This window comes from Ruegeria sp. CDSC052 (genome assembly GCF_059610685.1).
Genome location: NZ_JBXWOB010000002.1, coordinates 84430 through 97485, shown reverse-complemented (window position 1 = coordinate 97485; position 13056 = coordinate 84430). Strand labels below are relative to the sequence as shown.

Genomic DNA, 13056 nt, shown 5'->3' with positions numbered 1-13056 from the left:
ATGATGCAAACTCCGAAAATCGGTGCGCTTGCGGTCGTCATTCATGACGGGCACGTCCTTCTGGTTCAGCGCAGCAAGCAACCGGATAAGGGGCTATGGGGCTTTCCCGGCGGCCATGTGGAATGGGGCGAAACCGTCCTGCAGGCAGCACAGCGGGAACTGCGCGAAGAAACCTCGGTGATTGCCGAGCCGTTGCGGTATCTGGACAGTCTGGACCTGTTGCGCCGCGACGCCCAGGGCGCTGTTCTGTCTCATTACCTGTTGGTTGGCGTGGCCTGCCAGTATCAGACCGGGCAACCGGTTGCGGGGGATGACGCAATGGATGCACGCTGGTTCCCACTGGACTTGATCCGACAAGGCGCACTGCCCATGAGTGACCGGGTCACAAACCTGTTGGAAACCGCACTACGTCAGGGCTAGGCGGTGCGTCCTTTGAGACGGGCGTACAACAGGCCCGACAAAACAATGCTCACCACCAGAATCACCGTGGCGCCGGCAGTAAAAGCTCCAAACCCCATCCGCAGGATTGAGGGGCCCTCTGGCCCGGCATAAAGCCCCGAAACAAGGCCCGGTGGAGACCCGGTCACCGCAGGCCAGATCATCGTCAACGCAAACCAGAGCATCAAGGCAAACCCGGTAACAACAAGCGCCCCCTGCACCACACGATCCGGCGCCCGAATTGCGCGACGCATGGCCGTCATTGGCCGCGACAGATCGTTCAGGATCCCCAGCAGGGCAGGAACGAGCAGCAATACCAGCACCATCCCAAACGCCAACCCATAGACCAGCGTGATCACGGTCGGTTTGAGGAACTGTGCCTGCTGCGATCCTTCGTACAACAGTGGGGTCAGGCCCAGAACCGTGGTCAGCGTCGTCAGCATCACTGGCCGCAATCTGTCCGATGTCCCCTCGATGATGGACGGCACCAGCCCACGAGTCTGCTGATACTCGTCAATCGTCGTCACCAGAACAATCGAGTCGTTGATGATGATTCCGGTCATCCCCAGCAGACCAACAACCGTGAACATGCTGAGCGGAACCTCCCAGATATAATGACCCCAAATGGCTCCGACCAAACCAAACGGAATGATCGCCATCACCACCAATGGTCGGGTCCAACTGGCAAAGACCCAGGCCAGCACCAGATAGATGCCCGTCAGGCACAGGATCAGACCGGTACGGGCTTCGGACAGAAACTCTTCTTCCTGCTCGCTCAGACCTGCCATGGTCCACTCGACCTGACGTGTGGCTGCGATATTGGGCAGAATTTCCTCGCTCATCGCACGGGCGATCTCGGCCGCGCGTGTTGGATCATCCTCGGAGATATCGCCATAGACCGAAATCACCCGCAGCCCGTTTTCCCGCCGCACGGTCGAGAATCCGGATTTACGCTGAACCGAAACGATATCGGCCAACGGGACATAGACTCCATCGGGCGTGCGCATCAGTGTGCGTTCCAGGAAATCGGCGGTCAGTTCTCCTTCAGGCAATTCAACCCGGATCTCGGCACTGCGCGGGCCATCCGGGAAGGTCGCGGCCTCGATCCCGTTCAGACGGTCCCGCAGCACCCGGCCCAATGTTTCGATCCGAAAGCCCAGCGCCTGTCCCTGCGCGGTCAGATCCAAAATGTACTCTTCCTTGTCATAGGCCAGATTGTCTTCCAGCGCTGAAACCTCAGGGTATTTCGAAAGCGCGACCTGCAAGTCCTCGGAAGCCGTTTTAAGCGTGTTCACATCGGCGCCGTAGAGCTGCACGTCAATCGCATCTCCTCCCGGACCAGACCGCCAGCCCCTGAAGCTGAGCAGCTCAAGTTTGGGATGGCTTGGCGCCATTTCCTGCAACTCTCCGACAAACTCGAAGCTCGAATAGGGGCGCAGGTCGGCATCTATCAACTCGATCGAAATCCCGCCCAGCAAATCCGTGTCCTTGCCATCCGCTGCCGAAAGTGCACGGCCCGCGGATCCCCCGATCTCGGCCAGCACGTAATCAATGGGGTTGCGCCCGTGCCGCTCTTCATAGCGTTGGCCAAGCGCCTCTACCGAGGCCTGTAGTTGGTGCATCATGGCCAACGTATCCGCGCGGCCTGCGCCCTCGGCCATGATAAAATTGCCTGTAACCGATCCACGCTCGGGCGCATTGAAAAACCGCCAGTTCACGTCCCCGCGGATGAACAGGGAAATCTGGCTGGCCAGAATGACGATCATCGCCGACACCACCACATAGCGTGCCCAGATTACCCAGGCGATCAGCGGTCGGAACAGCGTATCGCGCACCCAGCGAAACCCCTTGTTCACCACACGGTTCGGCAGATCATACCAATGTTCCTTGGCAGAGTGCGCAATCGCGTGGGCCATATGGTTGGGCAGGATCAGAAAGCATTCGATCAGCGAGGCGATCAATACCGCTATCACCGTGAAGGGGATATCGCGGATTAACTCTCCGAAACGTCCACCAATCGCAGTCAGACCAAAAAAGGCAATAACCGTGGTCAGCGTCGCAGCAAAGACCGGCATCGCCATGCGACGTGCGGCGCGTTCGGCGGCCACCATTGGCGGCTCACCCAGCCGTCGCGCGCGAAAATCGGCATGTTCACCCACAACGATGGCGTCATCCACGACGATACCCAGAGTGATAATCAGGCCGAACAACGACACCATGTTGATCGACAGGCCGCCAATATACATGAACGCAATCGCCGCCGACATTGCCACCGGGATACCCGCGGCAACCCAAAAGGCAATCCGCGCATTCAGAAACAGAAACAGCAGGCAGACCACAAGACCCAGCCCAACCAACCCGTTATCGACCAGAATATCCAGCCGGTCGGTGATCGCTTGCGCCCGTGTCCGGATCAGCTCGGCCTTTACGCCCTCGGGCAGGCTGGCTTGCATCTGCGAGACGACATCTTCGACCGTGTGTTGAATTTCAATCGCGTCCCCCAGATTTGACCGATCCACACGAACGGACATTGCCGGATTCTTGCCAACAAAATAGCTACGATTTCTGGTGACACCTTCAATCTGGATCTGCGCCACGTCACCGATCAACAGCTTTGAGCCATCGGTGAAATTGCGCAGCGTAATCCCTTCGATCTCTTCCGGGCTGCGCTTTTCGGTGCCGGTGCGAATGCGCGCATTGGCCCCTGTCACATCGCCCGCCGGATTGGCGTTGACCTCGGCAGCGATGGCTAAGGCGATCTCGGATAGGGTGATGTCGTTGGCGATCAGCTGTGCTGTGGGCACCTCGACTACAACGCGCGGCGCGGCGAGGCCCCGGATCGTGGTGCGGGTCACGCCAACAGCGAACAAACGGTTGATCAGCTCATCGGTGAACTTGGCCAGCTGTTCAGGATCGACAGGGCCAGTGACGACAACATCCGTGACGCGATCGCGCCAGGCACCGCGTCGGATGGTCGGCTCATCAGCGTCGTTTGGCAGGTTGGTGACACTGTCGACCGCTGTTCTGACCTCTTCGACCGCGCGAGACATATCCCAGTTCGGCTCGAACTCCATCCGGATCTGGGCTGTGCCCTCGCGCGAAGTCGAAGAGGTGCTGGACACGCCTTCAACGGCCAGAAGGGCCGGCTCCAACAACTGAACGATGCCATTATCAACATCTTCAGGGCCAGCTCCATCCCAGCTAACGCTGACATCCACCCGTTCAAGGATAACATCGGGAAAGAACTGCGCCCGCATATTCGGGATGGCCGCCGCGCCCAGCACCAGCATAACTAGCAGCAGCAGGTTGGCGACCGTCCTGTGGCGCGTGAAATAGCTGAGTATCCCCCCAGCCGCGCCGGGAATTTCGCGCATCATCGCGCCTAACCTCCGGCTCGGTTTTCGATGCTGCGCACCAACGACGCGGGAACCTTGGCTTCGCCCAGTTGGCCCAGCACGCGGGCTTTGACATCTTGAGGCAATGCATCACTGGCTTCGACCTGCGCCACCAGCTGGGCACGCTGTTCCTCGGACAGCTCGACCATATCCGTCTGGCCCCCTGCGTTGGCCTCATCCCGCAGCGGCCTGACCCGGACACCGGCCCCAAGCAGAGGCGTTCGACCAACGACAACCTCGCGACTTTCCAACCCCCGCCCGCGCAGCAGCACCTCATCCCCCTGACGGCGGATCAACTGCACTGGTAGAACCTCAAGCCGGTCATCCTTGCCCAGAATCAGAACCGTCCCTGCTGAATCCAGAACCGAAGACGGCAGGCGCACCACGTTCTCAAGCGGCTGTTCCTGAACCGAGACTGTCACGAAATCACCGGGTTTGAATCCCGAAGTATCCTCGAGCAAGGCATAAAGCAGGCGACCGGTTTGCCCTTCTCCCGCCGAGCCGCTATCGCGGCTTATGCGGCCCTGTGCCGCAAGATCGGCTCCTGTAACCTCTAGCGATACAGTGACCGGGGAATTGATCAGATCCCCTTCAGCATCCAGCAGGCGCACGAATTGCGCGGTCGAGACGCGAAAGGCCACCTCAAGTGATTTGGGATCAACCAATTCGGCCAGTTTTTCGTTGGCTGACACCAGGCGACCCTCAACCAAAGTCACGTCGGTCAATGTTCCCCCAAACCGAGCGCGGATGGTCATGTCTTCTAAATCACGTTCGGCAGCCGCAAGCGCGATACGGGCACGTGCCAGCAAAGTCGTTGCCTGATCGACGCGCGATTCCGCCTGTGCCAGCGCGATCCTCCGGGCCAAAACAGATTGCTGTGCCGATGCCTCGGCCAGTTCCGCCTCTTCCACGGATGCCGCCGCGCCCACCCCCCGGCTTTTCAAGTCTTTTTGACGCTGCAGGGCACGGCCCCGCAATTCGGCCTGCGCCTCGGCCGAGTTCAGCTCATCCTGCGCCAGTAGCAGCGACCGTTCGGCATCGCGTTCCTCAAACTGAGCATCCAGCAGGTCCGACTTGGCGCGATCCAGCGCCGATTGTGCATCCGCCGGATCAAGCTCGACCAGAACCTCTCCTGCAGTGACGGCACCGCCATCTTCGAAATCTTCGGACAAGGTAATCACACGGCCACCAAGCGCTGCACGCAGTTCCAGGCGGCGTCGGCTTTGCACCTCACCAAATGCTTCAAGATAAGGCGTTACGGTTTCCACTTCGGCATGCCGGACAGTAACCGCAAAAATGCGCTCCCGCGCCTGCGGAGCGGCATCCTCGCGCGTCAGAACATCCTGCACTGCACCCGCGATCATCTGAACCGCCACAAACAAGAGTGCCAACGTCAAGGACGTCAGGAAAACTCCGGCAAGGCTCTGCCTCAGAAAGCGCATTTACTATCACCCCGTTCGCATCAGGCTGGCATTTCAGAAGGTAGCTTTGCCCCGAAAAATGCCAAGCCACAAAGCGGTAATACACATTTGAACGTGTAACCAGCTTACTTCCGTCGCAGATGTTCGTCCAATCTGGGCATAATTTCCACGAAATTGCAGGGCCGGTGACGATAATCGAACTGTTTTAGCAATATTCCATCCCAGGCATCCTTGCAGGCACCGGGGCTGCCGGGCAATGCAAACAGATAGGTGCCCCCGGCGACGCCACCTGTGGCGCGCGACTGGACGGCAGAGGTGCCGATCTTTTGCATCGACAGGATTGTAAAAACCGTGCCGAATGCGTCGATTTCCTTCTCGTAGACATCCCGATGCGCCTCGACTGTAACGTCGCGCCCTGTCAGGCCGGTACCCCCGGTCGAGATGACGGCATCTATTTCAGGATCTGCGATCCACACGCGCAGCTGTTCTACAATCTGGGCGCGCTCATCCGGAAGGATCTTGCGGTCCGCGACCAAATGGCCCGCCGCCTGAATCCGATCCACCAAAGTCTGTCCCGATCGGTCCTCGGGCAGCGTCCGCGTATCCGAGACAGTGAGGACGGCGATCCGAACTGGAATGATTTTTTTGCTTTCGTCGATGCGTGACATATGACGTCAGGCCCTTTCCATAATCGCAAGCCGAATGGCGAGCGCCGTAAAAATCCCTCCGGTCACCCAGCCCATGAAACGCGAGGCACGCGGGTTCGAGACCAAGACTCGGCCCGCGCCACCGGCAAACATGCCGACCATCCCGTTCACCACAAAGCCGCCCACCGCGATGATAAGGCCAAGGGTCAGGAACTGCGGCAAGATTGGCCCCAAGGTCGGGTCCACAAATTGCGGGATGAAGGCCAGCACGAACAGGATGACCTTTGGATTGGTGAGATTGACCAGCAGCCCATCACGAAACGCAAGTTTCCCGCTATGTGCCGGTGCCTCGGCCGGCACAGCACCGTTTTGGATCGAACGCCAGGCCAGATAAAGCAGATAGGCCACCCCCAACCAACGGATCACATCAAACAGCCAGGGCAGCGTCGATACCGCCGCGCCAAACCCAAGCCCAGCCAGCAGGACATGCACCATCGACCCTGCAGAAATACCGGCGCTGGCCGCAAGCGCGGGCCGTGCGCCTTTGCGCAGGCCCTGCCCAAAGCAGAACATCATATCAGCTCCGGGTGTGAGGTTCAGAGCGAGCGCAGCCGGGATAAACGCCAGAAGGGTTACAGTTTCGATCATCAATGCAGCTCAAACCAATTTGGTCTGGGCCCCAGATTGGCCACCTGGGTGCGCCCGATTGCCCCGCGATACCCCCAGCTGTCATGGATATGGCCATGCAGAGAAAGCTGCGGCTGCACCCGCTCGATCGCGTCGCGCACCGCGACCGAACCGACGGCGCCGCCCATTGACGTGACATCGCCATGCCCTTTGGGCGGAGAATGCGTAATCAGAATATCGGCAGCGTCGCACCGATCCAGCAACTCGGCGGCCTCGGCCTCGGTCAGATCGCAGGACCAACCGCCAAAAGGCGTCACGGGCACACCATATCCCAGACCAAACAGGCGCACCCCGTCCACAGTCATCCCGGTGCCGTGCAGCACGTGGACACCTTCGGGCACAGCCGCTGTCAGCTCTTGGACGCTTTCGGCATTGCCGGGGGTTAGGACCAGAGGGGCCGAAATGCCTGCAAGCATCTCCATCGCCTGATCCAGCCCTTGCCGCATATTGCAGAAATCACCAGCACCGATCACCAGATCTGCCTCGGCGCTGGCGGCAACCAATTCGACCGCCCGGCTGCGCGCCATATGCAGGTCGGAAAAGGCCAGGATGCGCATCACTTGCCCTCCAGCCAGGCCTTCAACTCCAACAGATCTGCCCAGGCCTGCCGTTTCATTGGCTGTTGCCGCAGCAAGTAAGCAGGGTGAAACATCGGGATGACCGGCAGCCCCCAAGCCTGATCCCACTGGCCGCGCAACCGAGTTATACCGCGTTTGCACAGCACCGCCTGACAGCTGATATTGCCCATCACGACCAGAACCTCGGGCTTGGCCAATGCGACGTGGCGCTCCAGAAACGGCTTCATCATGCCGATCTCTTCGGGCTTGGGATCCCGGTTCTGCGGGGGCCGCCAGGGCAGGACATTGGTGATATAGACGTTTTCGGCACGGTTCAGCTCAATCGCGGACAACATCCTGTCCAGCAACTGCCCGGCCCGGCCAACAAAGGGCTTGCCCTCGCGATCTTCATCCCGGCCCGGAGCTTCGCCTATAATCATCACCCGCGCACCCGGCGTCCCGTCGGCAAACACCAACTGGCGCGCGCCACGTTTCAACTCGCAATGATCAAACGCATCCATCGCAGCGCGCAACTGGTCCAGCGAACCAGCTGTCTTGGCGACTGAATCGGCAATCGCCAACGCATCGACCGGCTTGGGCTTTTCCGGCGCCGTTTGTACCGCTGTGGGCTTTTTGGATTTGGGCGCTGTGTCGGGCAACGTATAGCGGTTCACCGGGATATCCCCGATCGCATCCGTCGCGCCCAGTTCAATCTGCCAGTCCAGCAGAGCCCGCGCTGTGTGAAAGTCCAAAGCCGATTCCATAACACTCAATCTAACCTCCTTTTGACCGAGGGAAAGCGAATTGGCCTTGATTGCGCGCTCGGTCGCACCGACCATTGGGGCAATCATGCTGATCCTGTTTCGATTCCTCTCAATTTGGGCGCTTCTGGCCTTGGTCAGCGGGCCTATTTCGGCGCAGCTGTTTGATCGAAACGATCAGTGCCGCGCGGGGCAGTTCGCCTGTGGCAGTCGGTGCTGTTCCGGTGGGCAAAGATGCAGTTTCGACAATCATTGCATCCCGCTGGGCGGCACCTATTGCGGCGGCGGCCGCAGCTGCGGCCCGTTCGAGCGCTGCGTGGCAGGCGGTCTACGCTGCGCACCCAAAGGAGCCAACGCATGCACCACGCGTCTGGACTGCCCCGGCGACAGCTTTTGCAACGCGCGCGGGGAATGCCAGCGAAACACCCCCGAATTCGACCCGGATTCAGCCACCAGCGGCAGCCCCATCACCTGTGACGACGGCTTGACCTGTGCGGCCGGATCATCCTGCCTGCCAGGCGGAGGATGCGCACAGCCCGGTTGGTTCTTGTGCGAGAAAACCGGATCACAATGCCGCCCTGGATTCAAATGTTCGAACCACCAAGGATGTGTGCCGGTTAAGGCGATCGACTGCGGCTATGGCAAATGGTGCAAACCCGGCGAACAGTGCTTGCCCGAGGGTGGGTGTGAGAAACTGCCCTAACGCCTTGATCCCAAGGTTGCCTTGCGCGGCGCGGCTTTCTATAAGCGGGCCGATTGTCAGACAGGAGTCCGCCCATGCGTTTCGCCCATCGTCACCTTCTTGGCATCGAGCACCTGTCCCAATCCGATATTACTGCCATTCTTGATCTGGCCGAGACCTATGTCGAGATGAACCGGCAACCGAACAAGCACTCGGATGTGCTGGCGGGGCTGACGCAAATCAACATGTTCTTTGAGAACTCGACCCGTACTCAGGCCAGTTTCGAACTGGCAGGCAAGCGGCTGGGTGCGGATGTGATGAATATGGCAATGCAGGCCAGCTCGATCAAAAAGGGTGAGACGCTGATCGACACGGCGATGACGCTGAACGCAATGCATCCCGACCTTCTGGTGGTGCGGCACCCGCATTCCGGCGCGGTTGATCTGTTGGCGCAGAAGGTGAATTGCGCCGTACTGAACGCAGGCGACGGGCGGCATGAGCACCCGACACAGGCGCTGCTGGATGCGTTGACCATTCGCCGCGCCAAGGGTCGCCTGCACCGGTTGAACATCGCGATCTGCGGCGACGTTGCCCATTCCCGCGTGGCGCGGTCGAACTTGATCCTTCTCGGCAAGATGGAAAACCGCATTCGCCTGATCGGCCCGCCAACGCTGGTCCCCAGCCAATTTGCCGAGTTTGGAGCCGAGATCTATGACGATATGAACGAAGGCCTTCAAGACGTCGATGTCGTGATGATGCTGCGCCTTCAGAGAGAGCGGATGGATGGCGGGTTCATCCCCTCGGAACGTGAATACTATCATCGCTACGGGCTGGATGCCGCCAAACTGGCGCAGGCCAAACCCGATGCCATTGTAATGCATCCCGGCCCAATGAACCGCGGGGTCGAGATTGACGGAACGCTAGCCGATGATATCAACCGCTCGGTCATTCAGGAGCAGGTTGAGATGGGTGTCGCCGTCCGCATGGCTGCGATGGAACTGCTGGCCCGCAATCTGCGCGAGGCCGCATGAGCGATCTGGCCGTCGCATCCCATGAACACGGCGTTATCCGCCTGTTCGCACTCGACATGCGCCCGGAGGAGGCCAAGTTTCTGCGCGAACCCGGAGCCGTCGATCAGATTCTAGGGGTAGCGGGGCTGGATCCCGAACAGGTTGACGTCTTTCCGGTCTCGGACCTCGAAGACCTAGGCCTCTATGGCTATCTGACCGAGGGCTGCGACGTGTCCGCAGATCAGCTGGACCACACAGCTCTGGATGCGATTGACGGCTGGGTTCTGGTGGTCCGCAGCGCCGCATTTCGCGGTCGTGCAGCCGCTTTACGCCCCGACCGCAGGCTGCGCCTGATCGGCCTCTACACCGAAGAAGCAACAAGCTGGGCAGGTGGCCGGATTGAGACGGAAAGCGCGAAACCGTATTCGGCGCCGCAATCCGCACCGCAAAATGACAGACCGCGTCGCATGGGCTCTGCGGTTCTGGTGCTGCTGATCCTTCTGGTTATCGGAGGTGCCCTATGGCTGATCCTGTGACTTTCCCACCCGACAAAGGGGCCTATATCCGTACCAACACGTGGATGGCAGCCGCGGCTATGGCAGGGGCCATGATCATCCTTTGGCTGATCGGTAACCCCTATGTGTGGACCGGCGCGCCAGCGGGCCTTGCTGCAATCGGCATTCGTGCGTGGTATCTGGCCTCAGAAGAGCTGACGGCCGCATGGGAAATGACAGACACTACTCTGACCGGCCCTGGCCCGCGCAAAGTGGCGCTGAACCAGATCGAGGCTGTCAAAACCATGGGTAGCTTTGTTCAAATCGTCACAAAAGGCGGGGACAAGCACCTGATCAAGTATCAGGCAGATTCCGCCGCTACTAAAACCGCTATTGAAAGGGCCATGGCATGAGCAATCTGATCTTCACCAACGCCCGCCTGATCGACCCCGAAATTGGCGCGGACGCACCGGGATGGGTGCATGTGGCTGATGGCCGTATCGTGGCCAAGGGCGAAGGTGCGGCCCCGTCGATTGACGCGCAGGTCATCGACTGCGGCGGGCATTGCCTGGCACCGGGCATAGTCGATCTCGGCGTCAAGGTTTGCGAGCCGGGCGAGCGGCACAAGGAAAGCTATAAATCCGCAGGCCTGGCGGCGGCGGCAGGGGGTGTGACCACGATCGTGACGCGCCCCGATACCTTTCCCGCCGTGGACACGCCGGAAACGCTGGAATTTGCGACCCGGCGCGCACAGGCGGATGCCCCGGTCAACGTGCTGCCCATGGCGGCCCTGACCAAAGGGCGCGAAGGGCGCGAGATGACCGAGATCGGATTTCTGCTGGATGCCGGTGCCGTCGCCTTTACCGACTGTGATCATGTCATTGCAGATACCAAAGTGTTCACCCGCGCGCTGACCTATGCGAAATCCTGCGGTGCGCTGGTGATCGCCCACCCTCAGGAACCGGGGCTGAGCGCTGGCGCCGCCGCCACCAGCGGCAAATTCGCCGCCTTGCGCGGATTGCCCGCCGTTTCCCCAATGGCCGAGCGTATGGGGCTGGACCGCGACATTGCGTTGCTGGAAATGACCGGTGCGGCCTATCACGCCGATCAGATTACCACCGCCCGCGCCCTGCCCGCGCTGGAACGGGCCAAGCGGAACGGGCTTGACATCACTGCTGGCACCTCGATCCACCATCTGACGCTGAATGAGCTGGACGTGGCCGACTATCGCACCTTCTTCAAGGTCAAACCTCCGCTGCGGTCGGAAGATGACCGGCAGGCTGTCATCGAAGCGGTGCGGGCAGGTCTGATCGACACGATCAGTTCCATGCACACGCCACAGGACGAAGAAAGCAAACGCCTCCCGTTTGAAGAGGCGGCCTCGGGCGCGGTGGCGCTGGAGACTTTGCTGCCTGCGGCTTTGCGCCTGTACCATTCTGATCAACTGGACTTGCCGACTCTGTTCCGCGCGATGGCTCTGAACCCGGCTAAACGACTGGGTCTGGACAGCGGTCGCCTGTCTGAGGGCGCGCCGGCCGATCTGGTTCTGTTCGATCCGGATGTGCCCTTTGTGCTGGACCGGTTCACGCTTAGATCCAAATCGCAGAATACGCCATTTGACGGCCAGAGGATGCAAGGTAAGGTCACCGCAACCTATGTGGCAGGCCAAGAAGTTTACCGGAGACCCTGATGCCCCTGATCGACAGTACGATGACCCAGCTGATCCTCTGGGCCGCGATTGGATACCTGATGGGGTCGATCCCCTTTGGCATGATCATCGCCAAGGTGATGGGACTGGGAAATCTGCGCGATATCGGGTCGGGCAATATTGGGGCGACCAATGTACTTCGCACCGGCAATAAGGCCGCCGCCGCGCTGACTCTGATCTTTGACGCCGGTAAAGGAGCCGCTGCCGTCTTGCTCGCCCGTGCCATGGCCGGGGAAGACGCCGTACAGGTCGCCGCATTGGCCGCGTTTCTGGGCCACTGTTTTCCAGTCTGGTTGGGCTTCAAAGGTGGCAAGGGTGTCGCGACCTTTCTGGGCCTCTGGCTAGCGCTTGACTGGGGCGTGGGCATTGCCTGCTGCATAACTTGGCTGGTGGCCGCTGCCATCTGGCGGATTTCGTCGCTTGGGGCCCTTGCAGCAGCGTCCCTGTCTACAACCTGGGTCATGGTTTTGAGTGACGGGTCGACGTTTATTCTGGGAATCGTCCTGACATTGCTTGTGTACTGGCGCCATGCCGCCAATATCTCGCGCATCAAAGCTGGCACCGAACCCAGGATCGGGTCCAAGACCTGATATCCGCCTGAGTTAATTGGTTCTTGATCGAATCATTTCTATCTGTAATTTCTGTTATTACAGAAATTACTGGATACAATCATGCACCTTACTGAATCCATGCGCGACTTTATCCTCCATTGGGGGGAAATGGGTACCAAGTGGGGTGTGAACCGCTCGGTCGCGCAAATCCACGCGCTATTGCACATCTCGCCCGAACCGATGACTGCAGATGAGATCTGTGAAACGCTCGGGCTGGCCCGCTCGAACGTCTCGACCGGGCTGAAGGAACTGCAAGGCTGGAAGCTGATCAAAGCCAGCCGAAACCTGGGTGACCGGCGCGATCACTTTCATTCGATCCGGGACATGTTTGACCTGACCAAAGCTGTGGTCGAAGGCCGCCGCGAACGTGAATATGCGCCCACATTGGCCGCGCTGCGTATCGTTGCCCAAGAGGCTCAGAATGACGGCACCTCGCCCAAAGTGCGCCAGCGGATTGATGAGACGCTAGAAACCATGCAAATGTTCGACGACTGGTATGTCGATGTGAACCGTCTACCTCGCCGCGTTCAACTGGCAATCGTCAAACTTGGCGGACGCATCGCCCGGCTGCTGCCAAAGGGACAAGGAGACAAGTCGCCCTAAAAATTTTGCCTCCAAATTTCTCTCAATACAGAAATTACAGAA

At 59.9% G+C, this 13056-nt stretch carries 14 protein-coding genes; 8 read left to right on the top strand and 6 right to left on the bottom strand.

Going from position 1 to position 13056, the window contains the following annotated elements:
- Positions 1–3: 3 nt before the first annotated feature.
- The gene (locus tag AC2FIM_RS05800; protein WP_334223304.1) at positions 4–420 is read left to right on the top strand and encodes an NUDIX hydrolase; all 417 of its coding nucleotides are present in this window, start codon (positions 4–6) and stop codon (positions 418–420) included.
- On the opposite strand, the gene AC2FIM_RS05795 is transcribed toward AC2FIM_RS05800, so the two are convergent.
- From AC2FIM_RS05795 to AC2FIM_RS05770, 6 genes are all read right to left on the bottom strand, one after another.
- Positions 417–3815 carry an efflux RND transporter permease subunit gene (locus AC2FIM_RS05795; protein WP_496676656.1) on the bottom strand — a complete coding sequence of 1133 codons (3399 nt, stop codon included), beginning with the start codon at positions 3813–3815 and terminating at the stop codon, positions 417–419. The genes AC2FIM_RS05800 and AC2FIM_RS05795 overlap by 4 nt on opposite strands.
- Before the next feature lie 5 nt (positions 3816–3820).
- Positions 3821–5275, bottom strand: coding sequence for an efflux RND transporter periplasmic adaptor subunit (locus AC2FIM_RS05790; RefSeq protein ID WP_142635362.1), 1455 nt, complete (start codon positions 5273–5275; stop codon positions 3821–3823).
- Between the two features lie 104 nt (positions 5276–5379).
- A complete protein-coding gene (gene moaB / locus AC2FIM_RS05785) occupies positions 5380–5922 on the bottom strand; it encodes a molybdenum cofactor biosynthesis protein B (protein ID WP_496676662.1) in 543 nt (180 codons plus the stop codon).
- Between the two features lie 6 nt (positions 5923–5928).
- Positions 5929–6549: a LysE family translocator gene (locus AC2FIM_RS05780; RefSeq protein WP_281995253.1), complete on the bottom strand. Its 621-nt coding sequence runs from the start codon at positions 6547–6549 to the stop codon at positions 5929–5931.
- The gene (locus tag AC2FIM_RS05775; RefSeq protein WP_271948518.1) at positions 6549–7145 is read right to left on the bottom strand and encodes a metallophosphoesterase family protein; all 597 of its coding nucleotides are present in this window, start codon (positions 7143–7145) and stop codon (positions 6549–6551) included. Before AC2FIM_RS05775 ends, AC2FIM_RS05780 begins: the two co-directional genes overlap by 1 nt.
- Positions 7145–7909 carry a uracil-DNA glycosylase gene (locus AC2FIM_RS05770; protein ID WP_496676787.1) on the bottom strand — a complete coding sequence of 255 codons (765 nt, stop codon included), beginning with the start codon at positions 7907–7909 and terminating at the stop codon, positions 7145–7147. Before AC2FIM_RS05770 ends, AC2FIM_RS05775 begins: the two co-directional genes overlap by 1 nt.
- A 40-nt stretch (positions 7910–7949) precedes the next feature.
- Here AC2FIM_RS05770 and AC2FIM_RS05765 point away from each other — a divergent pair, with 40 nt between their 5' ends.
- The 7 genes from AC2FIM_RS05765 to AC2FIM_RS05735 all read left to right on the top strand — a co-directional run bounded on the left by AC2FIM_RS05765 (position 7950) and on the right by AC2FIM_RS05735 (position 13014).
- The gene (locus AC2FIM_RS05765; RefSeq protein WP_271948520.1) at positions 7950–8609 is read left to right on the top strand and encodes a scavenger receptor class F, member 2; all 660 of its coding nucleotides are present in this window, start codon (positions 7950–7952) and stop codon (positions 8607–8609) included.
- A 74-nt stretch (positions 8610–8683) separates the two neighbouring features.
- On the top strand, positions 8684–9619 hold the full coding sequence (locus AC2FIM_RS05760) for an aspartate carbamoyltransferase catalytic subunit (protein WP_142635354.1): 936 nt from the start codon (positions 8684–8686) through the stop codon (positions 9617–9619).
- Positions 9616–10134: a hypothetical protein gene (locus tag AC2FIM_RS05755; RefSeq protein ID WP_271948522.1), complete on the top strand. Its 519-nt coding sequence runs from the start codon at positions 9616–9618 to the stop codon at positions 10132–10134. Before AC2FIM_RS05760 ends, AC2FIM_RS05755 begins: the two co-directional genes overlap by 4 nt.
- A complete protein-coding gene (locus AC2FIM_RS05750; RefSeq protein ID WP_271948524.1) occupies positions 10119–10505 on the top strand; it encodes a hypothetical protein in 387 nt (128 codons plus the stop codon). Before AC2FIM_RS05755 ends, AC2FIM_RS05750 begins: the two co-directional genes overlap by 16 nt.
- Positions 10502–11782 (top strand): dihydroorotase, encoded by a 1281-nt coding sequence (pyrC, locus tag AC2FIM_RS05745; RefSeq protein ID WP_271948526.1) that lies wholly within the window; start codon positions 10502–10504, stop codon positions 11780–11782. The genes AC2FIM_RS05750 and pyrC overlap by 4 nt, the downstream gene beginning before the upstream one ends.
- Positions 11782–12390: a glycerol-3-phosphate 1-O-acyltransferase PlsY gene (plsY, locus tag AC2FIM_RS05740; RefSeq protein WP_142635346.1), complete on the top strand. Its 609-nt coding sequence runs from the start codon at positions 11782–11784 to the stop codon at positions 12388–12390. The genes pyrC and plsY overlap by 1 nt, the downstream gene beginning before the upstream one ends.
- 81 nt (positions 12391–12471) lie before the next feature.
- Positions 12472–13014: a GbsR/MarR family transcriptional regulator gene (locus tag AC2FIM_RS05735; RefSeq protein ID WP_496676669.1), complete on the top strand. Its 543-nt coding sequence runs from the start codon at positions 12472–12474 to the stop codon at positions 13012–13014.
- The last annotated feature ends 42 nt before the right edge of the window (positions 13015–13056 follow it).

Coding starts and splice junctions, on each gene's coding strand:
- AC2FIM_RS05800 (WP_334223304.1), top strand. CDS start 4: ATGCAAACTCCGAAAATCGGTGCGCTTGCGGTCGTCATTCATGACGGG.
- AC2FIM_RS05795 (WP_496676656.1), bottom strand. CDS start 3,815: ATGATGCGCGAAATTCCCGGCGCGGCTGGGGGGATACTCAGCTATTTC.
- AC2FIM_RS05790 (WP_142635362.1), bottom strand. CDS start 5,275: ATGCGCTTTCTGAGGCAGAGCCTTGCCGGAGTTTTCCTGACGTCCTTG.
- moaB (WP_496676662.1), bottom strand. CDS start 5,922: ATGTCACGCATCGACGAAAGCAAAAAAATCATTCCAGTTCGGATCGCC.
- AC2FIM_RS05780 (WP_281995253.1), bottom strand. CDS start 6,549: ATGATCGAAACTGTAACCCTTCTGGCGTTTATCCCGGCTGCGCTCGCT.
- AC2FIM_RS05775 (WP_271948518.1), bottom strand. CDS start 7,145: ATGCGCATCCTGGCCTTTTCCGACCTGCATATGGCGCGCAGCCGGGCG.
- AC2FIM_RS05770 (WP_496676787.1), bottom strand. CDS start 7,909: ATGGAATCGGCTTTGGACTTTCACACAGCGCGGGCTCTGCTGGACTGG.
- AC2FIM_RS05760 (WP_142635354.1), top strand. CDS start 8,684: ATGCGTTTCGCCCATCGTCACCTTCTTGGCATCGAGCACCTGTCCCAA.
- AC2FIM_RS05755 (WP_271948522.1), top strand. CDS start 9,616: ATGAGCGATCTGGCCGTCGCATCCCATGAACACGGCGTTATCCGCCTG.
- AC2FIM_RS05750 (WP_271948524.1), top strand. CDS start 10,119: ATGGCTGATCCTGTGACTTTCCCACCCGACAAAGGGGCCTATATCCGT.
- pyrC (WP_271948526.1), top strand. CDS start 10,502: ATGAGCAATCTGATCTTCACCAACGCCCGCCTGATCGACCCCGAAATT.
- plsY (WP_142635346.1), top strand. CDS start 11,782: ATGCCCCTGATCGACAGTACGATGACCCAGCTGATCCTCTGGGCCGCG.
- AC2FIM_RS05735 (WP_496676669.1), top strand. CDS start 12,472: ATGCACCTTACTGAATCCATGCGCGACTTTATCCTCCATTGGGGGGAA.